The organism is Pseudomonas syringae pv. tomato str. DC3000, from assembly GCF_000007805.1.
GTDB lineage: Bacteria > Pseudomonadota > Gammaproteobacteria > Pseudomonadales > Pseudomonadaceae > Aquipseudomonas > Aquipseudomonas avellanae.
Genome location: NC_004578.1, coordinates 5954649 through 5978797, shown reverse-complemented (window position 1 = coordinate 5978797; position 24149 = coordinate 5954649). Strand labels below are relative to the sequence as shown.

Annotated in this window: 20 protein-coding genes and 3 pseudogenes; 11 read left to right on the top strand and 12 right to left on the bottom strand. The window is 59.1% G+C overall.

Going from position 1 to position 24149, the window contains the following annotated elements; all coding sequences use genetic code 11:
• The first annotated feature begins 7 nt into the window (after positions 1-7).
• Positions 8-658: a hypothetical protein gene (locus tag PSPTO_RS27160; protein WP_011105393.1), complete on the top strand. Its 651-nt coding sequence runs from the start codon at positions 8-10 to the stop codon at positions 656-658.
• 108 nt (positions 659-766) lie between these two features.
• Here PSPTO_RS27160 and PSPTO_RS27155 read toward each other — a convergent pair whose 3' ends face one another.
• From PSPTO_RS27155 to PSPTO_RS27135, 5 genes are all read right to left on the bottom strand, one after another.
• A complete protein-coding gene (locus PSPTO_RS27155; RefSeq protein ID WP_011105392.1) occupies positions 767-2299 on the bottom strand; it encodes a SulP family inorganic anion transporter in 1533 nt (510 codons plus the stop codon).
• A gap of 103 nt (positions 2300-2402) precedes the next feature.
• Positions 2403-3143, bottom strand: a complete 741-nt coding sequence (locus tag PSPTO_RS27150) for a carbonic anhydrase (RefSeq protein ID WP_003380033.1) — start codon at positions 3141-3143, stop codon at positions 2403-2405.
• Positions 3144-3349: 206 nt separating this feature from the next.
• Entirely contained in the window at positions 3350-4408 is a 1059-nt protein-coding gene (locus tag PSPTO_RS27145; RefSeq protein WP_005768437.1) for a PA0069 family radical SAM protein, read from the bottom strand.
• Positions 4409-4520: 112 nt separating this feature from the next.
• Positions 4521-5189, bottom strand: coding sequence for an isoprenoid biosynthesis glyoxalase ElbB (gene elbB / locus PSPTO_RS27140; protein ID WP_005768435.1), 669 nt, complete (start codon positions 5187-5189; stop codon positions 4521-4523).
• 206 nt (positions 5190-5395) lie between these two features.
• Positions 5396-6058 (bottom strand): DedA family protein, encoded by a 663-nt coding sequence (locus tag PSPTO_RS27135; protein ID WP_005768434.1) that lies wholly within the window; start codon positions 6056-6058, stop codon positions 5396-5398.
• A 231-nt stretch (positions 6059-6289) separates the two neighbouring features.
• On the opposite strand from PSPTO_RS27135, the gene hemB reads away from it, so the two are divergent.
• Complete coding sequence (gene hemB / locus PSPTO_RS27130; RefSeq protein WP_011105390.1) at positions 6290-7300, top strand: porphobilinogen synthase; 1011 nt, start codon at positions 6290-6292, stop codon at positions 7298-7300.
• Positions 7301-7316: 16 nt separating this feature from the next.
• A complete protein-coding gene (ppk1, locus tag PSPTO_RS27125; RefSeq protein WP_005768431.1) occupies positions 7317-9527 on the top strand; it encodes a polyphosphate kinase 1 in 2211 nt (736 codons plus the stop codon).
• On the opposite strand, the gene ppx is transcribed toward ppk1, so the two are convergent.
• The 5 genes from ppx to PSPTO_RS27095 form a co-directional block, all read right to left on the bottom strand.
• Positions 9514-11016 (bottom strand): exopolyphosphatase, encoded by a 1503-nt coding sequence (gene ppx, locus PSPTO_RS27120; RefSeq protein WP_005621407.1) that lies wholly within the window; start codon positions 11014-11016, stop codon positions 9514-9516. The two genes, ppk1 and ppx, sit on opposite strands and share 14 nt — an antisense overlap.
• 383 nt (positions 11017-11399) lie before the next feature.
• Positions 11400-12134 carry an amino acid ABC transporter ATP-binding protein gene (locus PSPTO_RS27110; protein WP_005768429.1) on the bottom strand — a complete coding sequence of 245 codons (735 nt, stop codon included), beginning with the start codon at positions 12132-12134 and terminating at the stop codon, positions 11400-11402.
• On the bottom strand, positions 12121-12771 hold the full coding sequence (locus PSPTO_RS27105; RefSeq protein ID WP_046464032.1) for an amino acid ABC transporter permease: 651 nt from the start codon (positions 12769-12771) through the stop codon (positions 12121-12123). Before PSPTO_RS27105 ends, PSPTO_RS27110 begins: the two co-directional genes overlap by 14 nt.
• Positions 12768-13433 (bottom strand): amino acid ABC transporter permease, encoded by a 666-nt coding sequence (locus PSPTO_RS27100; RefSeq protein WP_003380046.1) that lies wholly within the window; start codon positions 13431-13433, stop codon positions 12768-12770. The genes PSPTO_RS27105 and PSPTO_RS27100 overlap by 4 nt, the downstream gene beginning before the upstream one ends.
• A gap of 29 nt (positions 13434-13462) precedes the next feature.
• On the bottom strand, positions 13463-14248 hold the full coding sequence (locus PSPTO_RS27095; RefSeq protein ID WP_005768426.1) for a transporter substrate-binding domain-containing protein: 786 nt from the start codon (positions 14246-14248) through the stop codon (positions 13463-13465).
• Between the two features lie 250 nt (positions 14249-14498).
• Here PSPTO_RS27095 and PSPTO_RS27090 point away from each other — a divergent pair, with 250 nt between their 5' ends.
• The 6 genes from PSPTO_RS27090 (at position 14499) to PSPTO_RS27065 (ending at position 20584) form a co-directional block, all read left to right on the top strand.
• Positions 14499-15203 carry a FadR/GntR family transcriptional regulator gene (locus tag PSPTO_RS27090; RefSeq protein ID WP_007247319.1) on the top strand — a complete coding sequence of 235 codons (705 nt, stop codon included), beginning with the start codon at positions 14499-14501 and terminating at the stop codon, positions 15201-15203.
• Between the two features lie 121 nt (positions 15204-15324).
• Positions 15325-15654 (top strand): thioredoxin TrxA, encoded by a 330-nt coding sequence (trxA, locus tag PSPTO_RS27085; RefSeq protein ID WP_003380053.1) that lies wholly within the window; start codon positions 15325-15327, stop codon positions 15652-15654.
• Between the two features lie 231 nt (positions 15655-15885).
• Positions 15886-17145: a transcription termination factor Rho gene (gene rho / locus PSPTO_RS27080; protein ID WP_002551560.1), complete on the top strand. Its 1260-nt coding sequence runs from the start codon at positions 15886-15888 to the stop codon at positions 17143-17145.
• A gap of 128 nt (positions 17146-17273) precedes the next feature.
• The gene (gene ubiD / locus PSPTO_RS27075) at positions 17274-18740 is read left to right on the top strand and encodes a 4-hydroxy-3-polyprenylbenzoate decarboxylase (RefSeq protein WP_005768425.1); all 1467 of its coding nucleotides are present in this window, start codon (positions 17274-17276) and stop codon (positions 18738-18740) included.
• Positions 18740-19708 (top strand): CDP-6-deoxy-delta-3,4-glucoseen reductase, encoded by a 969-nt coding sequence (locus PSPTO_RS27070; protein WP_005768422.1) that lies wholly within the window; start codon positions 18740-18742, stop codon positions 19706-19708. Before ubiD ends, PSPTO_RS27070 begins: the two co-directional genes overlap by 1 nt.
• Positions 19709-19915: 207 nt before the next feature.
• Positions 19916-20584: a gamma-glutamylcyclotransferase gene (locus tag PSPTO_RS27065; RefSeq protein WP_005737044.1), complete on the top strand. Its 669-nt coding sequence runs from the start codon at positions 19916-19918 to the stop codon at positions 20582-20584.
• Here PSPTO_RS27065 and glpT read toward each other — a convergent pair whose 3' ends face one another.
• On the bottom strand, positions 20585-21934 hold the full coding sequence (glpT, locus tag PSPTO_RS27060) for a glycerol-3-phosphate transporter (RefSeq protein ID WP_005768419.1): 1350 nt from the start codon (positions 21932-21934) through the stop codon (positions 20585-20587).
• A 274-nt stretch (positions 21935-22208) separates the two neighbouring features.
• On the opposite strand from glpT, the pseudogene PSPTO_RS27055 reads away from it, so the two are divergent.
• Positions 22209-22874: pseudogene (locus PSPTO_RS27055) on the top strand (energy transducer TonB).
• Positions 22875-22918: 44 nt separating this feature from the next.
• Positions 22919-23227 (top strand): annotated as a pseudogene (locus PSPTO_RS27050) (energy transducer TonB); the annotation flags it as partial.
• A 71-nt stretch (positions 23228-23298) separates the two neighbouring features.
• Here PSPTO_RS27050 and PSPTO_RS27045 read toward each other — a convergent pair.
• A pseudogene (locus tag PSPTO_RS27045) lies at positions 23299-24118 on the bottom strand (hypothetical protein).
• Positions 24119-24149 lie beyond the last annotated feature (31 nt).

Sequence of the window (24149 nt, the reverse complement as noted above, 5' to 3'; positions counted from 1 at the left end):
AACTGCCATGAACACCGCCGCATTGCGCGAGCAGATACAACGAGCCCATCAACATGAGGCCCGGACCGGCCACCTGTTGCAACAGTTGGAACAAAAGCTGCCCCATCTTCACCCCGCCATCCACTTGCCGGATGTCGATGCGAGAGAAGTGCTGACTCGTTTCGTAACCGCTTACATTGATCTGGTGCCCGACCTGCTGGACGTTGCTCACGAGGTTGCGGTGGAAGCCGGGATCGAAGGGCAGATAAAACCGGTGCTGAAAATTGCCGAGCACTTTTTTGCCGCGCCGCCACCGGTCATGGCCGGGCACGAGGGGCTGGAAAGCCTGCTGGATGAGGCTTACCTGGCGCACCGGCTGGTGGAGGAAGTGAATGATCTGTACATCAAGCATTTCGGCCAGCCGCTGATACCGTCCAATACCACGGTTGCCAGCGTGATCGCCCACCAGTTGATCGGCGAGCAATTTGCCAACGCGCTGGACGAAGCGGTGCATCATGCGGTCGATCAGCTTCTCGACGATGAAAGCTTTGCGCTGGACTCTGTCGAAGCCTATCGCGAGAAACTGAGCAGCCCTGAAACCGGTGCAGCCTGGAAGCGCTGGCCAAGCCTGTCACGTCAATTGGGCATCGGCCTGGAGCTGGAACGCTCCATCGTCTGATTCAGACGCCCGCATCATTGTCTTCGCCCGCAACGGAAGGAGCCGGATATCGCTCCGCTGCTACGCGAAGACCCATCCGGCTCCTTCAATTACTCTGTGTTGCGACGATCAGGTTGCGCCCGAACCAATCCCTGTGGTCGTGTAGACCCGCCCTTCAAGACGACGCTTCAAGCCACGCGGCTCGATGAGCAGCCGGGTTCCGTTAGCGGCGTTGGAGCGGCCCCACTCTTCCAGCAGTTCCAGGCACGAGTGATCAATGTAAGACAGGTTGCCCAGTGGCACATGCACGGTGCTGCCTTGCGGGATAGTGGCCAATGCCTGAGTCAGCGCCGGCACCTTGAGGAAGGTCGCAGCGCCCACCAGACGCAGCTCACACTCTTTTTCGCCCGCCAGCGGTACCACATTGATCTTCAGACGCGATGCCTTGAAGGCCAGTTTGACCAGCGTCAGGCCGAAACCGATCAGCACACCTGTCAACAGGTCGGTAAAGACGATCGCGACGGCGGTTGCCGCATAGGTGAACATCGGCATCCGGCCATAGCGGCCCAGACCGCGAAACGCTTTCAGATCGACCAGTTTCAGACCGGTGTAGACCAATACGCCTGCAAGGCTTGCGACCGGTATGCTTTGCAATACGCTCGACAGCAGCAAGACGAACGCCAGCAGCCACGTACCGTGGAGTATGGTCGAGTAACGAGTCTTGGCACCGGCCTGCACGTTGGCCGAGCTGCGCACGATTACGCCAGTCATCGGCAACGCACCCAGCAGTCCGCAGAGCATATTACCCACGCCTTGAGCGCTCAGTTCCTTGTCGAAGTCCGAACGTTCGCCACTGTGCATGCGGTCCACCGCCGATGCAGAAAGCAGCGTTTCGGCACTGGCAATGAAGGCGACGACAATGGCGGCAACCAGAATCGCCGGGTCAGCCAGGTTCATCAGGTCCGCAGGGCGCAGCCAGTCGATGGCGTCGGCCAGGTTATCGGGCACTTCAACGCGCTTGACCTGCAAGGCCATGAACAGGCTGATACCGGTTGCAATACCAACACCCAGCAGCGCGCCGGGCACGAAGCGCAAGGATTGTGGGCGGAGTTTCTCCCAGCCCCACATGATCAGCATGGTGCCCAGACCGAGCATACCGGCTTGCATGCCGGTGCCTGGCCCGATGGCCTGAACCAATGTGGCGGGGAAGCCGATCAGGTTATCCAGCCCGGAAGGTTTAGGCCCGCTGTCGAACATGACGTGCGCCTGTGACAGGACGATCAGCACGCCGATGCCGGCGAGCATGCCGTAAACCACCGCAGGTGCGGTGACCCGGAACCAGCAGCCAAGCTTGAATCGACCCGCCAGCAACTGAAGCAAGCCTGCCAGCAGCAGGATCGGCCCGAGCATCGCCATGCCATGCTCGCGCACCACTTCGAAGACCAATACCGCCAGACCCGCAGCCGGACCACTGACCTGCAGTGGCGAACCGGCTATCCAGCCGACCACCAGGCCACCAACGATGCCGGTGATCAGGCCTTTGGCCGGAGGCATGCCGGATGCAATCGCGATCCCCATGCACAGCGGCAGTGCAACCAGGAACACGACCACGGAAGCCAGCAGCTCACGCGGTAAAGCAGATTTCAATTCTCTAATACCCATGGCGCTTCTCCGGGATTTTTCAGACGAAGCAAGGCGGGCGGCTCGCATCATGCGTAGCCGCCACCCGCTAAAACAAGAAGCTTGCCGTCAGTAGTGACTGATATCAGTCAGCTGAAAAGCGTGCTTTCGGGGAAGCCATCGGCGTCGGGCCGGTGCCATCGAGCGGCACGAAGGTGTCACGCTCTGCGTCGTAGGCCAGAATTTCGCTGGTTTCGATGCTGTAGACCCAGCCGTGGATGAACAACTGACCGCTGGCCATCTTCGCTGCGACCGATGGGTGGGTGCGCAGGTGATGCAATTGGGAAATCACGTTTTCTTGAGTCAGGACCTGCATGGTTTCAAGCTCGCCGCTGCAATTGCAGTTTTGCTCGACCACTGTGCGGGCCACTTCGGCATGACGCAGCCAGGCTTTTACCGTCGGCATCTTGTCCAGGCTTGAAGGGTTGAGCACGGCACGCATTGCGCCGCAGTCGGAGTGCCCGCAAACAATGATGTGCTGCACGCCCAGGGCGACCACTGCATATTCCAGTGCTGTGGACACGCCGCCGTTCATCTGGCCATACGGTGGTACAACGTTACCGACGTTACGCGTCACAAAAAGGTCGCCTGGCGAGCTTTGAGTGATCAATTCGGGCACGATGCGCGAGTCAGCGCAGGTAATGAACATGGCCCGTGGCGACTGCGCGGTCGCCAGCTTCTTGAACAGCTCTTCCTGCTGAGGGAAGACTTCTTTACGAAAATGAACAAAGCCATCGACGATATGTTTCAACGCTACGTCGGCGCTGTCCGCGTGGCTGGATGTGCTGGACGACGTAGCCGAATGCTGTTTATCAGTGTCTCTCATGTCTTCATCCTCTCTGACGGATTGATGTCGATTCTTCATGCCTGTTTGACCAGAGCCGGATGTGATCACCTGTAACGGGCATCACGAAAAAATCCCTTGAGCGCTAGCGCTGCTGTCACTCAGAGTTACAGACTAATCGCCCAAGCTTAAGCGAAACTGAATGCGATGGCTCTGGGACGCGGGTTTGCACGATAGTACCAAGTTCGTTACAAGAGTGACATTTGTTGTCCGGGCGGACAAAACGCATCACAATCGAGTGTGAAGCCATCACGTTTGTTCAATCCAAGCCGCTTGATTGCCAAGGCATAGCGTTGCGCCAGCAGATCGGCAAAAGGTCCTTCGCCACGCATCCTCGAGCCAAAACGACTGTCGTACAGTGCGCCGCCGCGACTTTGGCGAACAAGGCTCATCACATGTTCGGCGCGCTGCGGGTAATGCGTTTTCAACCATTCGTCGAACAGCGGTGCGACTTCCAGCGGCAAGCGCAGCATCACGTAACTGGCGCTCAATGCACCCGCGTCCTTTGCCTCGCTCAATAGCGCTTCCAGTTCGTGGTCGTTGATCATCGGGATCATTGGCGCGCACAGCACACCGACCGGCACGCCCGCCTGACGCAATACCCGAATGGCCCGCAAACGGGCCTTGGGCGCTGCGGCCCTGGGCTCGAGAATGCATTTGAGTTCGTCATCCAGCGTCGTCAGGCTGATGAATACCGATACCAGGCGCAATCTGGCCATTTCTGCCAACAGATCCAGATCCCGCAGGATCAGTGAGCCTTTGGTAATGATGCTCACCGGATGACGATAGCGCAGCAATACCTCAAGCGTAGCGCGAGTGATGCGGTGTTCACGTTCGATAGGCTGATACGGGTCGGTATTGGCTCCCAGGGTGATAGGCGCGCAGCGGTAGCCTGGCTTGGAGAGCTGTTGCTCCAGCAATGTCGCCGCGTTGGTTTTGGCGATCAGTCTGGTCTCGAAATCGAGCCCTGGAGACATGTCCCAATAGGCGTGGCTGGGTCTGGCGAAGCAATAGATGCAGCCATGTTCACAGCCCCGATAAGGATTGATCGACCGGTCGAACGGAATGTCCGGCGAGGTGTTGCGGGTGATGATGCTTTTGGCGGTTTCCAGCGTGACGGTGGTGCCCTGCGTCAGCGGGACTTCCTGATACCAGCCGTCGTCTTCGGCCACAGACTGGCTGGGCGCGAAACGATTATGCGGATTGCTGGCGGTACCGCGACCACGAACCGGGGCAGGGCTGGACATCGGGCATTACTCGGATACTGTTTATCCGTACAGTAAAGCATGTGCCTTGGTGTGTCGCCCAACAGACCATTGAAACACCGCTCGGCTGACGAGCGGCGTGCGTGCGGTCCTTTCAGGCATCGCCTTCGTGAGTCAGTTCCAATACCCGGTCAACCAGCTTGTTGATGCCTGATGCGGCCTCGCCAATGCTTTTGGCGACCATGTAGGCGGGCGTGCTGACCAGTTTCCGTGCGGGGTCTTCGACGATGTCATCGACAGCGCATTGCGCATGGCTGCCGCCCATTTTGGTAATGGCAGCTGCTGTTTCAGGGTCGTTGCCGATGGTGCAAATGACGCCGGGGCCATAGATCTTGGCGGCCAGTGCCGGAGTGATGCAGATCAGCCCGACCGGTTTGCCGGCTTCGGCGAACGCCTCGGCCAGCTCCAGCAGCCCGGCTTCCACCTGGCAGGCGTGACCTTGCAGGGCGAGGTCCGAGAGGTTTTTGGCCGAGCCGAAGCCGCCGGGGATGATCAGTGCGTCGAAATCGCCGGCGTTGGCATCGCGAATGTCTTTCACTTCGCCGCGGGCAATGCGTGCCGATTCGATCAGTACATTGCGCGATTCGGGCATTTCTTCGCCCGTCAGGTGATTGATCACATGGTGTTGAGCGATGTCCGGCGCGAAGCACTGGACCTGCGCGCCACGTTGATCCAGGCGTAGCAGGGTCAATACGCTTTCATGAATTTCAGCGCCATCGTAGACGCCGCATCCTGAGAGAATCACAGCCACTTTTTTTTGCATCGATTCGGCTCCTTGGTGCGTGAGCTGCCTGAAACGTGTCTTGATTGGTTTATGCATTGATCGTTTTACTGGCCGAGTGTTCAGTCGGCACTTCATTGGTACATTCAGGTGAGCAGGTGCACAAGGCGTCAGCGAGGTCAGACAGCGGCTGGGCGCTGTCGCCGGGCGAGGCCTGTCGGCCTGCACCCGGGGTAGGCAGTAGCGTTTTACTCGTCGGTTTTTTTGGTCAGATCGACGGGTACTGCTGCGGGCATATCCAGGTCGGAAGCGGCTGCCGATGCACAGAAACGGTCCTTTTCTGCGCGCGCTTCACGAGCAATGCGAGCGTTCTTGAAGCGTCTGCGGATCCACAGGCAAAGGCCAAGCAGTATCAGCGCGCCCAGTACCCAGAGCTCGTATTTCTTCACGTTGCCCAGCAAGCCTTCGAGAATCGCGCCAAAGTGGTAAGCGGCCGAGCCCAGCGCCGCCGCCCAGACCGCCGCGCCGATACCGTTCAGCACCAGATAGCGTGCGGGTGGGTAGCCGGACAGGCCGATGGCCACGGGCATGACAGTGCGCAGGCCGTACACGAAGCGGAAGCTCAGCACCCAGATGTCGGGGTGTTTGCGCACCAGCCTGAGTGCCTTGTCGCCCATGAGTTGCCAGCGAGGCTTGCGCGCCAGGAGCTTGCGGCCGTGTTTGCGACCCATGAAATACCACAACTGGTCACCCGCATAACTGCCACAGAACGCGACGAGGATGACGATATTGAGGTCCATGTATCCGCGGAACGCCAGAAATCCGGCAAGAACCAGAATGGTCTCGCCTTCAAAGAAGGTGCCGAGGAAAAGGGCAAAGTAGCCGAATTCGTTCAAGAAATTCTGGAGCATTGTCTGGATGCTGGCGAAATGAACGCGCAGCCTAACGCGCCCAACGCAATCATGAAAGTGTCGATATGTGTCTCGACGTTAAAGATTCTTACAACCACAATGGTTGCATCCACTTCAATGTCGTGACCGCGACGTGCAGTCGCAGGTCGAACCATGACTGTCACACATTGGTCATAATGGCGGCTTATAACTGTCGCGCTTGCCCGCGTAAGCGGGCTCAGGAGTCTCGCCGTGAGCTTTACCCCCGCCAACCGCCTGTTTCCTCTCACTCGTCTGCGCCGTAATCGCCGCGACGACTTTTCCCGTCGTCTGATGCGTGAGAACGTCGTTACCGTTGATGATCTGATTCTTCCCGTATTTGTCCTCGATGGCGAAAACCGTCGTGAATCGATTGCTTCCATGCCAGGCGTCGAGCGCCTGAGCGTTGACCTGCTGCTTGAGGAAGCCGAGCACTGGGTCGCACTGGGTATTCCTGCGCTGGCGCTGTTCCCGGTGACACCGCCGGAGAAAAAATCCCTGGACGGCGCCGAAGCCTGGAATCCGGACGGCATCGCTCAGCGCGCCACCCGCGCCCTGCGTGACCGCTTCCCGGAGCTGGGCGTCATTACTGACGTGGCGCTGGACCCGTTCACCACGCACGGTCAGGACGGCATTCTCGACGAAGAAGGCTACGTACAGAACGACATTACTGTCGACGCGCTGGTAAAACAGGCGTTGTCGCATGCCGATGCGGGCGCTCAGGTGATCGCGCCGTCGGACATGATGGATGGCCGCATTCAGGCCATCCGCGAGTCTCTGGAGCTGGCCGGGCATGTCAACGTGCGGATCATGGCCTACTCGGCCAAGTACGCCAGCGCCTATTACGGCCCGTTCCGCGATGCAGTGGGTTCTTCATTGAACCTGGGCAAGGCCAACAAGGCTTCCTATCAGATGGACCCGGCCAACAGCAACGAGGCGCTGCACGAAGTGGCGGCCGACCTTGCCGAAGGCGCCGACATGGTGATGGTCAAGCCAGGCATGCCTTATCTGGACATCCTGCACAGGGTCAAGGACGAGTTCAAGGTGCCGACCTTTGTCTATCAGGTCAGCGGTGAATACGCGATGCACATGGCAGCAATCCAGAATGGTTGGCTGAGTGAAGGGGTGATTCTCGAATCCCTCACTGCCTTCAAACGCGCCGGTGCCGACGGCATTCTTACCTACTTCGCCGTCCGGGCTGCTCAACTGTTGAAGGGGCAATAGCCTCACAGGAACATTCATGAATACCGAAGCACTCATCGAAGCCGCTGTTGAAGTCGATGTCCAGGAGGCTGCACCGGTGGTCGAGCCTGATATCGAAGTAATCCCGGCCATCGAGGCGCCTGCCGCTTCGTTGCCCGCCATCGTCGCTCCGAACCTGGACGACAGCAGCCTGTATATCCACCGCGAACTGTCGCAATTGCAGTTCAACATCCGGGTACTGGAACAGGCGCTCGATGAGTCCTACCCGTTGCTGGAGCGGCTGAAGTTTCTGCTGATCTTTTCCAGCAACCTCGATGAGTTCTTCGAGATTCGTGTTGCAGGCCTCAAGAAGCAGATCACGTTTGCCCGCGAGCAGGCAGGGGCCGACGGTTTGCAGCCGCATCAGGCACTGGCCAGGATCAGCGAGCTGGTGCATGGTCATGTCGATCGGCAATACGCGATCCTCAACGACATTCTGCTGCCGGAGCTTGAAAAGCATCAGGTCCGCTTCATCCGCCGCCGTCACTGGACGGCCAAGCTCAAGGCCTGGGTACGTCGCTATTTCCGTGACGAGATCGCGCCGATCATCACCCCGATCGGTCTGGACCCGACGCACCCGTTCCCGCTGCTGGTCAACAAGAGCCTGAACTTCATCGTCGAGCTGGAAGGTATCGATGCCTTCGGTCGCGATTCGGGCCTTGCGATCATTCCGGCCCCGCGTCTGCTGCCGCGTGTCATCAAGGTGCCGGAAGAGGTGTGTGGCCCGGGCGACAACTTCGTGTTCCTGTCGTCGATGATCCACGCCCACGCTGACGATCTGTTCCAGGGCATGAAGGTCAAGGGCTGCTACCAGTTCCGCCTGACCCGAAACGCCGATCTGGCGCTGGACTCGGAAGACGTGGAAGATCTGGCGCGTGCGCTGCGTGGCGAACTGTTCTCGCGTCGTTACGGCGATGCGGTACGTCTGGAAGTGGCCGATACCTGCCCTAAACACCTGTCGGACTACCTGCTCAAGCAGTTCAACCTGCACGAGTCCGAGCTGTATCAGGTCAACGGCCCGGTCAACCTGACGCGCCTGTTCAGCATCACCGGCCTGGACAGCCACCCCGAATTGCAATACCCGCCGTTCACGCCAGCCATCCCCAAGCTGCTGCAGAACAGCGAAAACGTTTTCAGCGTGGTCAGCAAGCAGGACATCCTGTTGCTGCATCCTTTCGAGTCGTTCACACCGGTGGTCGATCTGTTGCGTCAGGCTGCCAAGGACCCGCACGTGCTGGCGGTGCGCCAGACGCTGTACCGCAGTGGCGCGAACTCGGAAATCGTCGACGCGCTGGTTGATGCCGCCCGTAACGGCAAGGAAGTCACTGCGGTGATCGAGTTGCGTGCCCGATTTGACGAAGAGTCCAACCTGCAACTGGCCAGCCGCCTGCAAGCCGCGGGCGCGGTGGTGATCTACGGTGTGGTCGGCTTCAAGACCCACGCCAAGATGATGCTGATCCTGCGTCGCGAGGCGGGCGAGATCGTGCGTTACGCGCACCTTGGGACGGGTAACTATCACGCCGGCAACGCACGTCTTTACACCGACTACAGCCTGCTGACCTCTGACGACGCGCTGTGCGAAGACGTCGGCAAACTGTTCAGCCAGTTGATCGGCATGGGCAAGACCCTGCGCATGAAGAAACTGCTGCATGCGCCGTTCACGCTGAAGAAGGGCATGCTCGACATGATTGCCCGCGAAACGCAGTTCGCACTCGACGGCAAGCCTGCGCACATCATCGCCAAGTTCAACTCGCTGACCGATCCGAAGATCATCCGCGCGCTGTACAAGGCCAGCCAGTCTGGTGTACGTATCGATCTGGTGGTGCGCGGCATGTGCTGCCTGCGTCCGGGTATTGCCGGGGTCTCGCACAACATTCATGTGCGCTCGATCATCGGCCGCTTCCTGGAGCACACGCGGGTGTTCTACTTCCTCAACGGCGGCGACGAGCAGATGTTCCTGTCGAGTGCCGACTGGATGGAGCGCAACCTCGACAAGCGTGTCGAGACCTGCTTCCCGGTGGAAGGCAAGAAGTTGATTCTGCGCGTGAAGAAGGAGCTGGAAAGTTACCTGACCGACAACACCCACAGCTGGCTGCTGCAGTCAGACGGGCGTTACGTGCGCAGCATGCCGACTGGCAATCAGAATGCCCGAAGCGCCCAGGCGACCCTGCTGGAGCGCCTGAGCAACCCGGTTCTCAGCGTACGCTGAAGACGATGCCGACTCGGGTCAGCCACTCCGCTTCCAGCGCAAAGTCGGCCTGAGTCAGCTGGTTGTTTTCCAGCCAGCCCTGCGGGAACTCGGCGTCCAGATTCGGGCCGTCGGCACGCAACGTCACCCGTGGCATCTCCTGGGTGCCGCGAATGTGGTGGAACAGAATCGCAAAGCGCAGCAGTACGCACAGGCGAATCAGCTTGATGCCTTCAGCGCCGAACTCGGCGAACTTGTCCTTGGGAATGTTACGGCGATGACCGCGCACCAGCAGCGCGAGCATTTGCTGGTCTTCGCGTGAAAAACCGGCAAGGTCCGAGTGCTCGATCAGATACGCGCCGTGCTTGTGGTAATGATAGTGGGCGATGTCCAGCCCGACTTCATGCACCTTGGCGGCCCAGCTCAGCAGTTCGGCGTAGCTCTCGTGCTGCAACTCCCAGCTCTCGGCAACCTGCTCCAGCGCATGCAGCGCCTTGGCTTCGACGCGTGCGGCTTGTTCCAGATCGACGTGATAACGCTCCATCAGCGAGCTGAGGGTGCGCTCACGCACGTCTTCGTGGTGATGACGGCCCATCAGGTCGTACAGCACGCCTTCACGCAGGGCACCTTCGCAGTGATCCATGCGCTTGAGTTCCAGCGCATCGAAGATCGCTTCCAGAATCGCCAGACCGGCCGGGAAAATCGCACGGCGGTCGGGTTTGATGCCGTCGAAGTCGATTTTCTCGACGTCGCCCATCTTGAACAGCTTGCGTTTAAGCCACGCCAGCCCTTCGGCATTGACCTCGCCTGCGCCATAGCCGTTGGCTTTCAGCGCCAGGCCGATGGCGCGAATGGTGCCGGACGAACCGATGGCTTCATCCCACTTGAGGCGATGCAGCGCGTGTTCGATGCTCATGATTTCGAGGCGCGCAGCGGTGTAGGCCTGAGCGTAACGAGCGGGTGTTACTTTGCCGTCGCGGAAGTAGCGCTGAGTAAAACTCACGCAGCCCATCTGCAGGCTTTCACGCAGCAGCGGCTCGAAGCGTTGGCCGATGATGAATTCGGTGCTGCCGCCGCCAATGTCGGCGACCAGGCGCTTGCCGGGTGTGTCGGCCAGCGTGTGGGAGACGCCCAGATAAATGAGGCGTGCTTCTTCGCGGCCGGAAATCACTTCTACCGGATGGCCGAGAATTTCTTCGGCGCGGTGAATGAAGTCGTTGCGGTTGCGCGCTTCGCGCAGGGCATTGGTGCCCACAATACGCACGGCGCCGGGCGGCAGGCCGTTGATCAACTGCGCAAAGCGTTTCAGGCAGTCAAGACCGCGCTGCATCGATTCTTCGGTCAGTTGACGCTCTTCATCGATACCCGCTGCCAACTGCACCTTTTCGCCGAGGCGCTCAAGAATGCGAATTTCGCCCTGATTGGCTTTAGCCACAACCATATGAAAGCTGTTGGAGCCCAGGTCGATAGCGGCGATCAGTGAAAGATTCTTGGGTTTGGAGTGCGGCATGTTCAGGAAGTCCCGTTCGATAACCGCACCATCGTGCCACGATCCATGCCTGCCGCCAACGCGAAGCTGTTCAGGCCCGGGAAATATCCGGTATTACTATCATGGCATGGCGTATGGCTATCTGATTGATGTGATAGTTCTGTAACCATCGTGCGACGCTCCGCGTCGCATACCGTTCTGGACGCTCTGCGTCCGGTCTTGAGTCGGCAGCGTGGCACCAATTTGTGACGCAGAGCGTCACCCAAGGCGTTCCTGCGCTGGAGCGTGAGGAACGATAGGTGTCTGAGCTGGCGCGTGAGCAACGATAATCTCGACTATCGTGCGACGCTCCGCGTCGCATGCCGTTCTGGACGCTCTGCGTCCGGTCGTGAAAGTGCTGCGTGTCACGCCTGTTCCGTTGTCCCGATGAAATTCGCCAGTTCCGGAGTTTTCGGGTTGGCGAACAGTACTTTCGGGTCGCCGACTTCATGCACCTTGCCCTGATGCATGAACACCAGTTTGTCGCCCACTTCACGGGCGAAGCGCATTTCGTGGGTGACCATGATCAGGGTCATGCCGTCCGCCGCCAATTGACGCACGACGCTGAGCACTTCGTTGACCAACTCCGGGTCCAGCGCCGAGGTGATCTCGTCGCACAGCAACACTTTGGGCGACATGGCCAGCGCGCGGGCTATTGCCACACGTTGCTGTTGCCCGCCAGACAGGCGATCCGGGTATGCATCGAACTTCTCGCCCAGCCCGACACGCTCCAGCATCGTTCTCGCCAGTTTCGCGGCTTCCGCTTTTGGCACCTTCTGCACGACCTGCGGCGCAAGCATCACGTTCTCGCCAACGCTCAGGTGCGGGAACAGATTGAACTGCTGAAACACCATGCCGACCTTCTGGCGCAGGGTGCGCAGATCGGCGCGTGCCGCGTCCAAGTATTCGCCATCGACTTCAATCACGCCGTCGTTGATCGACTCCAGCCCGTTGAGCGTGCGCAGCAGGGTGCTTTTACCCGAGCCGCTGCGACCGATGATCGCCACCACCTGGCCTTCCTCGACCGAAAGATCGATGCCTTTGAGGACGTGATGATCGCCATAGTATTTATGCAGGGCGGAAATTCTAAGCAGAGGCATGCAGTCTCCTTTCCAGATGGCGCGCGCACAGCGACAAGGGGTAGCAGAGGATGAAATAGCCCAGGGCAACGAAGCCATAGACCATGAAAGGTTCGAACGTGGCGTTGGCCAGCATGCTGCCGGTCTTGGTCAGCTCGGTAAAACCGATGATCGAAGTTACCGCTGTGCCTTTGACCACCTGTACGGAAAAGCCGACCGTCGGGGCAACCGCGATGCGCAGCGCTTGAGGGAGGATCACGTAGCGCATCTGTTCCAGTGGCGTCATCGCCAGGCTGGCCGAAGCTTCCCACTGGCCCTTGGAGATCGACTCCACGCAGCCGCGCCAGATCTCGGCGAGGTAGGCGCTGGTGAACAGCGTCAGTGCCAGGGCCGCAGCAGCCCACGGCGAAATGTCCATGCCCATCAGGGCAACCCCGAAGAACACCAGAAACAGCTGCATCAGCAGCGGTGTGCCCTGAAACAGTTCTATATAAAGCTTGGCGGCCACGCGCGGGCCGGTTTTTTCCGACGTGCGCATGACCATCACCAGCAAGCCGATCAAACCGCCGCCGATAAAGGCTACCAGCGACAGGGCCAGGGTCCATTGCAGGCCGATCAGCAGGTTGCGCAGGATGTCCCAGAGAGTGAAATCCATCAGCTGCTCCTCGAAATGTAACGACGCCCGATCCAGGCCAGCAGTTGGCGGATCAGCAGCGCCATCGCCAGGTAGATCAGCGTGGTCACAATGTAGGTTTCAAACGAGCGGAAGTTGCGCGACTGAATGAAGTTGGCAAAGAAGCTCAGTTCTTCGGTGGCAATCTGCGAGCAGACCGCCGAGCCCAGCATGACGATGATGATCTGGCTGCTCAGTGCCGGCCAGACCTTGCCCAGCGCCGGGACCAGCACCACATAGCGAAAGGCTTCATAGCGATTCATCGCCAGCGCTGCCGAGGCTTCAAGCTGCCCTTTGGGAATCGCCTGAATGCCTGCCCGAATGATTTCTGTCGAGTAAGCGCCCAGGTTGATCACCATCGCCAGCACGGCCGCCTGCCATTCCGAGATCTGCACGCCCAGCGATGGCAGACCGAAGAAAATGAAGAACAGCTGAACCAGAAACGGCGTATTACGGATCAGCTCGACGTAGATCGCGAAGATCGTCGCAAAGGGCTGGATCTTCCAGGCCCTGACGACGGCGCCGACAATACCGAGGCTGACACCCAGCAGGGTGCCAATGGCAGTCAGTTCCAGCGTGAACAAAGCCCCGCGCAACAGCACATCAATGTTCTGCAGGACCGGTGTAAAGTCGAAGTGATAAGCCATTGGTGAATCCTGTGACCGGAAAGCGGTGATCAGAGATCGGCGGGCAGCGGTTCCTTCAGCCAGGTCACGGACGCTTTTTCCAGCGTACCGTCAGCCTTGGCGGCGTTGAGGATCTCGTTGACCTTGCTCAGCAGTTCCGGCTGGCCTTTGTTCAAGCCGACATAAACAGGCGAATCCTTGAGCTTCACCTTCAGCGCTGGAATGCGCTTCGGGTTGCGCTCGCTGATTGCGACCATCACCACGTTACCGCTGGCGATCAGGTCGGTCTGACCGGCCAGGTAGGCGGCGATTGTCGAATTGTTGTCCTCGAAACGTTTGATGGTTGCGCCTTCCGGTGCAACTTTCGACAGTTCGATGTCTTCGATCGCGCCACGGGTAACACTGATGGTCTTGCCTTTCAGGTCAGCGATGTCCTTGACCGGAGAATCAGGCGGGCCGAACACAGCCAGGTAGAACGGTGCATACGCGCGGGAGAAATCGATGACTTTCTCGCGGTCCGGGTTCTTGCCCAGGCTTGAGATCACCAGATCAACCTTGCCGGTGGTCAGAAACGGAATGCGGTTGGTGCTGTTGACCGGCGTCAGTTCCAGCTTGACCTTCAGCCTGTCGGCCAGCAATTGCGCTGTGTCGATGTCCAGGCCGCGTGGCTTCATGTCCGGGCCGACCGAGCCAAAGGGCGGGAAATCCTGCGGAACGGCCACCTTCAAGGTGCCGCGCGCTACAACGTCGTCCAGGCCGTTGGCGTGGGCGGGTGTCTGACTCAACATCAGACTGGCAAACAAGGCAGTAAGCAGGGCGCTGTAACGCTTGGTCATGTGAAGTCTCCGGGCGAAACGAAAGATGTTGGTCAGTCTCCAGTGCACAGCGCATGCCATCCACTCGTTACGCGCCACAACTCGGGGTTTTCAGCATGATTACGGTCTTACTGGTCTGACCAGTTGGCGGCGCGCACGCCCTGCTTTGGCGCGCCTCAAGCCCCGGCCGCCCCAGCGCTGGGCGTCGCTTGCCCAATCGACGGGATGACGTTAAAAGGGATTTTCACTGGACTGACTGGCCTGAACAGTGATGCCGAACACTTCACTCGCAGTACCCGAATCAGCCCTGCGGGCCATTCGCAAGTTGATTGCCGAGCAAGGGTACAAGCCTGGCGAAAGCCTGCCGTCGCAGCGCGATCTGGCGGTTTTGCTGGGGGTCAGTCGTGCATCGCTGCGCGAAGCTCTTTCATCGCTCAGCGCGTTGGGCGTGGTCAGCGTTCAGCCCGGTAAAGGCGTGTTCGTGCAGTCGATTTCTGAACCAGAACAGCGCACGGGCGGATTTTCCTGGCCGTTCGACGCTCAGGTTTCACCTGCTGATACCTTCCAGTTGCGTTATGCCCTGGAAGGTTTCGCTGCGGGGCTGGCCGCCGTGACCCTGACCGCCGACGAGCGCGACGTGCTGGAAGACAACGTCGAAGCCATGCGCCTGGAGTTGCGCAGCGGAGATTTCGAGGCGGCGGCCAGGCTGGATTTCGAGTTTCATCGGCATATTCTGGTCGCCAGTGGCAATCAGGCCATGCTGGGGATCGTCACCGCAGGCGCCGATATTTTTCTGGAAAGCCAGAAAATGCCGTTCATACGCGCGGCCAGGGTTATGGAAACCTGGCAAGAACACCGCAAGATCCTTCGCGCGCTGGCCCGCCATGCGTCGGGGCCTGCGCAAAAAGCCATGCAGGAGCACATACGAGGCGCAGCGCTGCGCACCGGTATCGTGTTCGTTTCGCCCTCTGGCTGAAAGCCCGTGATAACGCCCGTCATGCGCCATCATAGCCAGAGTCAATGAACCTTCGCTTCCTGAATGACTTGAGGCCCGCTATGATGAGCGTCGTTTTTAGCCTATGACCTCGGAGACTTCCATGAGCAACGACCTGATCAAACACGTCACCGACGCCAGCTTTGAAGCCGACGTACTCAAGGCTGATGGTGCTGTACTTGTTGATTACTGGGCTGAGTGGTGTGGCCCGTGCAAGATGATTGCCCCGGTACTGGACGAAATTGCAACTACCTATGCCGGCAAACTGACCATTGCCAAACTGAACATCGACGAAAATCAGGAAACCCCGGCCAAGCATGGCGTGCGTGGTATCCCGACGCTGATGCTGTTCAAGAATGGCAACGTCGAAGCGACCAAAGTGGGCGCTCTGTCGAAGTCGCAGCTGGCCGCGTTTCTCGACGCCAACATCTGAAGCACTTCAAAGCCCCGCAAATAGCGGGGTTTTTTTCGGGTGTCGTACTAGACGCCTGGAAAATCAGGTGGTACATTCGGCCCCGCAACGGCTTCTCCGTTGCCCCCTGCTAGCCGTCGCCGACGCTCTCCTTTCGATTTAGTACGCGATCCTGTCGCCTTTTCTGCGGCGCGGCCTCATTAAGCCAAAAGCTTAATTTCCCCCTCCATACATGATTACGTCATTCCCCATATGAATCTGACTGAACTCAAGCAAAAGCCGATTACCGAATTGCTCGAAATGGCCGAACAGGCTGGCATCGAAAATATGGCCCGTTCGCGTAAGCAGGACGTCATTTTTTCCCTGCTTAAACGGCACGCCAAAAGTGGCGAGGAAATATCCGGTGATGGCGTGCTGGAGATTCTCCAGGACGGCTTCGGTTTCCTGCGCTCTGCAGACGCGTCCTACCTGGCCGGCCCGGATGACATCTACGTCTCCCCTAGCCAGATCCGCCGTTTCAACCTGCGTACCGGCGACACCATCGTTGGCAAGATCCGTCCACCCAAGGAAGGTGAGCGTTATTTCGCTCTGCTCAAGGTCGACACGATCAACTACGATCGTCCTGAAAACGCCAAGAACAAGATTCTGTTCGAAAACCTGACGCCGCTGTTCCCGACGATCCGCATGAAGATGGAAGCCGGTAACGGTTCCACCGAAGACCTTACCGGTCGTGTGATCGATCTGTGTGCACCGATCGGTAAAGGTCAGCGTGGTCTGATCGTTGCTCCGCCAAAAGCGGGCAAGACCATCATGCTGCAGAACATCGCGTCGAACATCACGCGTAACAACCCGGAAGTGCATCTGATCGTTCTGTTGATCGACGAGCGCCCGGAAGAGGTGACCGAAATGCAGCGCACCGTGCGCGGCGAAGTGGTTGCCTCGACATTCGACGAACCGCCAACCCGTCACGTACAGGTTGCCGAAATGGTGATCGAAAAGGCCAAGCGCCTGGTCGAGCACAAGAAAGACGTCGTTATCCTGCTCGACTCCATCACCCGTCTGGCGCGCGCCTATAACACCGTCATCCCGAGCTCCGGCAAGGTACTGACCGGTGGTGTCGACGCTCACGCACTCGAAAAGCCAAAGCGTTTCTTCGGTGCTGCGCGAAACATCGAAGAAGGCGGCTCGCTGACTATCATCGCCACCGCACTGGTTGAAACCGGTTCGAAGATGGATGAAGTCATCTACGAAGAGTTCAAGGGTACGGGCAACATGGAGCTGCCTCTGGATCGCAAGATCGCCGAGAAGCGCGTGTTCCCGGCCATCAACATCAACCGCTCCGGCACACGCCGCGAAGAGCTGTTGACCGCTGATGACGAGTTGCAGCGCATGTGGATCCTGCGCAAGCTGCTGCACCCGATGGACGAAGTCGCGGCTATCGAGTTCCTCATCGACAAGCTCAAGCAGACCAAGACCAACGACGAGTTCTTCCTGTCCATGAAACGCAAGTAACAGACAGGCTGGCTCAAAAAATGGTGTCCTTCGGGGCACCATTTTTTTTGCCTGTGCGCCGTGGATTTGCTGCCTTGGAGGGCGGGAGCAGGTACGATGTGCGTCTATTTGGATAAATGGCCGGGTTAATGAAATTCAAAGATCTAAGGGATTTCGTGCAGCAGTTGGAGCAGCGCGGAGAGTTGAAACGCATTCAGATGCCGATCTCGCCTGTGCTGGAAATGACTGAAATCTGTGACCGTACCTTGCGCGCCAAAGGCCCGGCCCTGCTGTTTGAAAACCCGGTTGGCTTTGATATTCCGGTGCTGGGCAACCTGTTCGGCACGCCGGAGCGCGTGGCCATGGGCATGGGCGCGGAAGCCGTCACCGAGCTGCGCGAAATCGGCAAGTTGCTTGCGTTTCTCAAGGAGCCCGAGCCGCCCAAAGGCCTGAAAGATGCCTGGTCCAAGCTGCCCATCTTCCGCAAAGTCATCGCCATGGCGCCCAAGGTCGTCAAGGATGCACCCTGCCAGGAGATCGTCATCGAGGGTGATGACGTCGATCTCGGCATGTTGCCGGTGCAGACCTGCTGGCCGGGCGATGTCGCGCCGCTGATCACCTGGGGCCTGACCGTGACCAAAGGCCCGAACAAGGAGCGGCAGAACCTCGGTATTTATCGCCAGCAGGTCATCGGCCGCAACAAGATCATCATGCGCTGGCTCAGCCATCGCGGTGGCGCGCTTGACTTCCGCGACTGGTGCGTCAAGCATCCTGGCGAGCCTTATCCGGTGGCCGTCGCACTGGGCGCGGACCCGGCGACCATTCTCGGTGCCGTGACGCCGGTGCCCGACAGCCTGTCCGAATACGCCTTCGCCGGGCTACTGCGTGGCTCGCGCACCGAGCTGATCAAGTGCCGTGGCAGCAACCTGCAAGTGCCAGCCAGTGCCGAAATCGTGCTTGAGGGCGTGATTCATCCGGGCGAGATGGCCAACGAAGGCCCCTACGGCGATCACACCGGTTATTACAACGAAGTCGACAGCTTTCCGGTGCTCACCGTCGAGCGCATCACCCACCGCATCAAGCCGATCTACCACAGCACCTACACCGGGCGTCCACCGGACGAGCCGGCTATCCTGGGTGTGGCGCTGAACGAAGTGTTCGTGCCGATTCTGCAGAAGCAGTTTCCGGAAATCGTCGATTTCTACCTGCCGCCCGAGGGGTGCTCTTACCGCATGGCGGTGGTGACTATCAAGAAACAGTACCCCGGCCATGCCAAGCGCGTGATGCTGGGCGTCTGGTCGTTCCTGCGCCAGTTTATGTACACCAAATTTGTGATCGTCACCGATGACGACATCAATGCGCGTGACTGGAATGACGTGATCTGGGCCATCACCACCCGCATGGACCCCAAGCGCGACACGGTCATGATCGACAACACGCCCATCGATTACCTCGATTTTGCCTCTCCGGTGTCTGGATTGGGATCAAAAATGGGCCTGGATGCCACTAACAAATGGCCAGGGGAAACCACCCGCGAATGGGGCAGGGCGATCGTCAAGGACGAAGCCACCACGCGCCGGGTGGACGAGATCTGGACTCAGTTGGGAATAGACTGATGCGTGTAACCTTGCAGCCCTCGGGTGCGGTACTCGAAACCCTGCCGGGCGAGCGGATTCTGGATGCTGCACAGCGGCTGGGCCATGAATGCCCGCAAAGCTGTCGCAACGGTAACTGCCATGTCTGCTCGGCCTTGCTGGTCGAAGGCCGGGTCATGCAGTCGGGGCAGGTGCTCGACCACGGCGAGATTCATACGTGTGTGGCCGAACCGCTGGAAGCGTGCGTCGTGCTGTGGGATGGCGTGCTGGCCAAAGGTGAACTGCCGGTACGCAGTTTTGCCTGCCAGTTGAGCGAGTGTGTCGAGATCGGTGGCGACGTCTGGCGTGTGGGCCTGCGCGCGCCGGCCGGCAAACCGCCGCGCTATCACGCCGGGCAGTACCTGATGATCGAGCGGGAGAACGGCGAGAAGTCGGCGTTTTCCATCGCATCAGCGCCGCACAGCGGTCGTGAGCTGGAGCTGCACGTGCTGGCCCGCGAAGACAGCGCACGCAGCCTTATCGAACAACTGCAACGCAATAAAATGGCGCGGGTCGAACTGCCGTTTGGCGACACCCACCTTGCCGAGTTGCCGAACGGGCCTTTGGTGCTGATCGCTGCCGGTACGGGCATGGCGCAAATGAACAGTTTGTTGGAACACTGTCGCTCCACAGGCTTTAGTCATCCTGTGCACCTGTACTGGGGCGTGCGTCGCCCCGAGGATTTTTACCAGGTCAGCCACTGGGATGAGTGGGCAACCCTGCCGAACCTGTTCCTGCACAAGGTCGTCAGCGATCTGTGCGGTTGGGAAGGGCGCTGCGGCCTGCTGCACGAGGCAGTTTGCGAGGACATCAAGGATCTCTCGGCGGTTCACGTGTACGCCAGCGGTTCGCCGGCAATGATCTACGGGACGCTGGACGCGCTTGTCAGTGCCGGTATGGATGCGCATCAAATGCGCGCAGACGTGTTTGCCTACGCACCACGTCCGTGATGCCGGACTGACGGCTGTATAACTGGAGTGTAAATTGCTACAACTGCTTATAGCTTCTGGCGATGTCACGAGTCGCCAGATGCCTTTTTGAAAAGACAGGCCTGTGGTCTGTAGCAACAACCGAACCACGACACCCTGATGCCGCTCACCCATGAGCGAGTCAGCGGGGCTCGGTAAAAACTGACAGCCAGACTGTCAGGGAGGCAAATGGAGAACCCAATCAACGAGTTGGCCGCTGCAGTGCATGACGGCCTCGGTCTGACGTACCCGCCCATCATCGACATGGGCCCACAGCTTACCCGCGAGCAACTGCTCGCATCCATGAGCGCCACCATGCGTCGCCATAAGGGCGGTCCGGTCTGGCTGTTCGCTTACGGGTCGCTGATCTGGCGTCCCGAGTGCACCGCCGTAGAGAGCCAGCGCGGCCGAGTGCACGGTTATCACCGCGGGCTTTACCTTTGGTCGCACGAACATCGCGGCACGCCGGAAGTACCCGGCCTGGTATTCGGGCTGGACCGGGGCGGCTCATGCACCGGTTTCGCCTATCGGCTGCCGGATGATTGCCTCGAGAAGTCGCTGCTGGCTTTGTGGGAGCGCGAAATGCCTTATCCCTCATACCGGCCGCACTGGCTCAACTGCCGCCTTGAGGACGGCCGAAAGGTACAGGCATTGGGGTTCGTGCTGGAGCGGCATTTGCCCAGCTATGCGGGCAACCTGCCAGACAGCGTGCTCAGCCAGGTGCTGGCCAGCGCGAGCGGACGTTACGGGACCACTCGCGATTACGTGGAACAGACCGCCAAGGCGCTGCGTAGCCACGCCATGCCAGACCTGAATCTGGAGGCGCGGCTCAAGCGCTGCAAGTCAGAGACTGCGTGATCAGCGTTTGATGTCGCGGGACGTACTGGCGACCTGTTTGTGCCGCAGCGTTGGCGCAAGAAACACCATCGCCAGGATGCACGCGCCGATCAGCAGCACGAAGCCGCCATCCCAGCCGAAGTGGTCAACCGTGTAGCCCATCGCAGCGCTCGCCGCGACAGAGCCGCCCAGATAGCCAAACAGCCCGGTAAAGCCCGCTGCCGTGCCCGCCGCCTTCTTGGGGGCCAGTTCCAGTGCCTGCAAGCCGATCAGCATCACCGGGCCGTAGATCAGGAAGCCGATGGACACCAGCGCGATCATGTCGACGGTCGGGTTGCCTTCAGGGTTCAGCCAGTACACCAGCGTGGCGATGGTCACCAGAAACATGAACACCATGCCGGTCAGGCCGCGATTGCCCTTGAAGATCTTGTCCGACATCCAGCCGCACAGCAGCGTGCCCGGAATACCTGCCCACTCGTACAGAAAGTAAGCCCATGAGGTCTTGTCGACCGTGAAGTGCTTGGCTTCTTTCAGGTAGGTCGGGGCCCAGTCCAGAACGCCGTAGCGCAGCAGGTAAACGAACACGTTGGCCATGGCGATGTACCACAGGAATTTGTTGCGCAGCACGTACTTGACGAAGATTTCCCGAGCGCTGAATTCTTCCTCGTGGCTCTCATCGTAGCCTTCCGGGTAATCGTTCTTGTAGTGCTCGATGGGCGGCAAACCCACCGATTGCGGAGTGTCACGCATCGTGGCGAAGGCGAATACCGCCACCAGCAGCGCAACTGCCGCCGGCACATAGAACGCTGCATGCCAGTCGTTTGTCCAGCCCATACCCAGCAGAAACAGCGGACCGATCAGGCCGCCGCCGACGTTGTGCGCCACGTTCCACACCGACACAACACCGCCGCGCTCTTTCTGCGACCACCAATGCACCATCGTCCGCCCGCTCGGCGGCCAACCCATGCCCTGTGCCCAGCCATTGATGAACAGCAGCACGAACATGATCGTGACACTGGACGTCGCCCACGGCGCGAAGCCGAAGATGAACATGATCCCGGCAGACACCAGCAGGCCGAACGGCAGAAAGTAACGCGGGTTGGATCGGTCGGAAATGATCCCCATGAGGAATTTTGACAAGCCGTAGGCAATCGCAATGGCAGACATCGCCACGCCCAGTTGGCCACGCGTGTAGCCTTCGTCGATCAGATACGGCATCGCCAGCGAGAAATTCTTGCGCAGCAAATAGTAGCCGGCGTAACCGATAAAGATGCCTGCGAAAATCTGCCAGCGCAGGCGTCGATAGGTGCTATCGACTTTTTCTTCGGGGAGGGGTGCCTGGTGCCTGGCGGGGCGGAAAAACCCGAACATGGAGAAGCTCCTGATTATTGTTGTTTTTGCGAATGCGAATATTACATTTTCATTACAGAAAAAAGCAGTGCCTCCGGGCTGATTCTTTGTAGGAAATGCAGGCAATCAGCTGTTGTTTTACGAACATTGCGTAAATGTTTACAGGTGTTTCAATTGTTTGGGATGGGTCCTACAGGCGTATCGGAAGTCGTGTGCTGACTGATGTGTCGGCAGGTTCATACCATCGTCATCACTGCGCCCTGGAGGTGCACCACGACGATGAGCCCCTACAACAATGAGAATCACCGCGTTCATGATTGCCGCAGCACTGGCCCCTCCCGTCGGCGCTGCAGAGCCATTTCTGGTGCCGATATACACGCCGACACCGGTTTTTCCGCCTGAGCTGGTCAAGACCCGCTATGCAGGCAAGGTCCGCGCCCAGCTGTGGATCAAATCCGACGGGCAGGTTCGTGAAGCCAGAGCGATCGAGAGCGGGCATCCGCAGCTCGCCGCAGTAGTGGAGCAGGCACTCCGCCAATGGCGCTATAAACCCTGGGTCGGGACAGTCGGCGCGCCGCCCATGACCACGATCACCGTGCCCGTCATTTTTGGTTCCCACGGCTATCGGCGCTTCAACACCGAAGTGACCGTGGGCCTGGGCAACATCCGCTGCGGCTACCTGAACCACGAAGTGAAATCCGCCCGCCAGGACTATCCCAAGGAACCGCTGAGTAAGGTCGACGTGTTCTGGTAAACCGGGCAGGCGCTGTTCGGCAGCCATGTTGCCCACCTGCGCAGCGAGCCCCAACGCCAGGTCCTGCTTGAGCAACTGGGCGCCGCGATACCGATGATGGTCAGCAATTGCCGAAGCAATCCCGATCGTCTGTACGGCGACTATCTGCCGACGCCGATCAAGACGTTGATGGTCGGGTTGGCCGAGCAAGCGGAGGGCAGCGAATGAGCTGCGTGCTGGGTTGCATGATGATTACGGGGTTGCTTTGGGCGGGGCGGCCACATACCAACCCGCCGCTGGCATCCAATGTCGAGCTGAAGCAGGTGTTGTGCTGGCAGTTGAATACAGAAATGTTCGAGGGACGCAAATGGCGCAAGGACGTCAAACCGGATGCGCTGATGCGCACAGAACTGTACCTGTCGAGCAGTCCGGTCATAGAGCAGTTTCTCACCCTGGACGAGCGTCAGGCCCTGGTTCTTGAGCTGCTGGAAGCGACGCCGGGCATCGTCGCTCAATGTCAAAAAAATCCGATGCGCAGGTATGTTGATTATTTGCCGGAGAGTGTGAGGAAGGCGCTGTAAGCGTGGGGCGCGTTAGCGAATTGCCGGGACCAAAGCATTCATGCCTTGGTCCCCGCACTGTTGGTGAGCGGTTAGTGAGTTGCGCTCATATTTTGAATCGCTTCAAGCTGACTCATGTCGAACGCCCCGTGAGCGCTGATCGTATTCGAGAAGTCGGTGATCGCGATTTCGATAGTGCCTCTCAGCACCTTGATCGCATTATCGATTTCTCGCGACGCCTCAGGCCCGAACGTTACCTCAATCACTCGGAGGGATTCGGCCTCTGTAGCGCGAGCTTCCTCGGCATTGCGTAGGGCCAACGCATGCTCGGTCTCTTCAACCTGACGCTGTGCAAGCTGGAACGCTGCCTCTATGGCTCCCTGCTGCGCAGCCTGTTCTTCCGCGAGTCGGCGAGCCGCCTCTTCCGCCTCGGCTCGCGCGCGCTTCTTCTTCGGCTTGGCGTTGTGCGGCTTCTTGGGCTTGACGGTTTGCGGCCTCTTGAGCAAGACGCTCAACGTGCTGCCGGTGCTGTTCTTTAATTCGAGCGTGCAAAGATTCAAGCTGGGTCTTGAGTTCGTTTAAAAAACGGATGCTTTCCATGTGAAACTGCGCGTACACCGTCATCGAGAAAAAGTCGATAGGTATGATGCCAGTAAGATTAAGAGAGTTCAGTCGAGCGTTCATTTCTATATCTGACTTTGTCCACGGAGTAGCATCTAACTCAATAGGTATGTTGTCGATATGATCTTGACGTAACGGAGCGCGCTTGTTCGTAATCAACTGATTGAGAGCGTGTATATGTCGATCGGTTATGTCGATATATTCCGATCCGCCCCAGTCGCCAACCTGAGCAGCAAGCTCTGCTTGCAAGAAGTCAGGCAGTTGCTGCAGGTGATGACGTAGTTCTTCCATGGATAATTTCCTTTTTTATAATGTCTAGCCA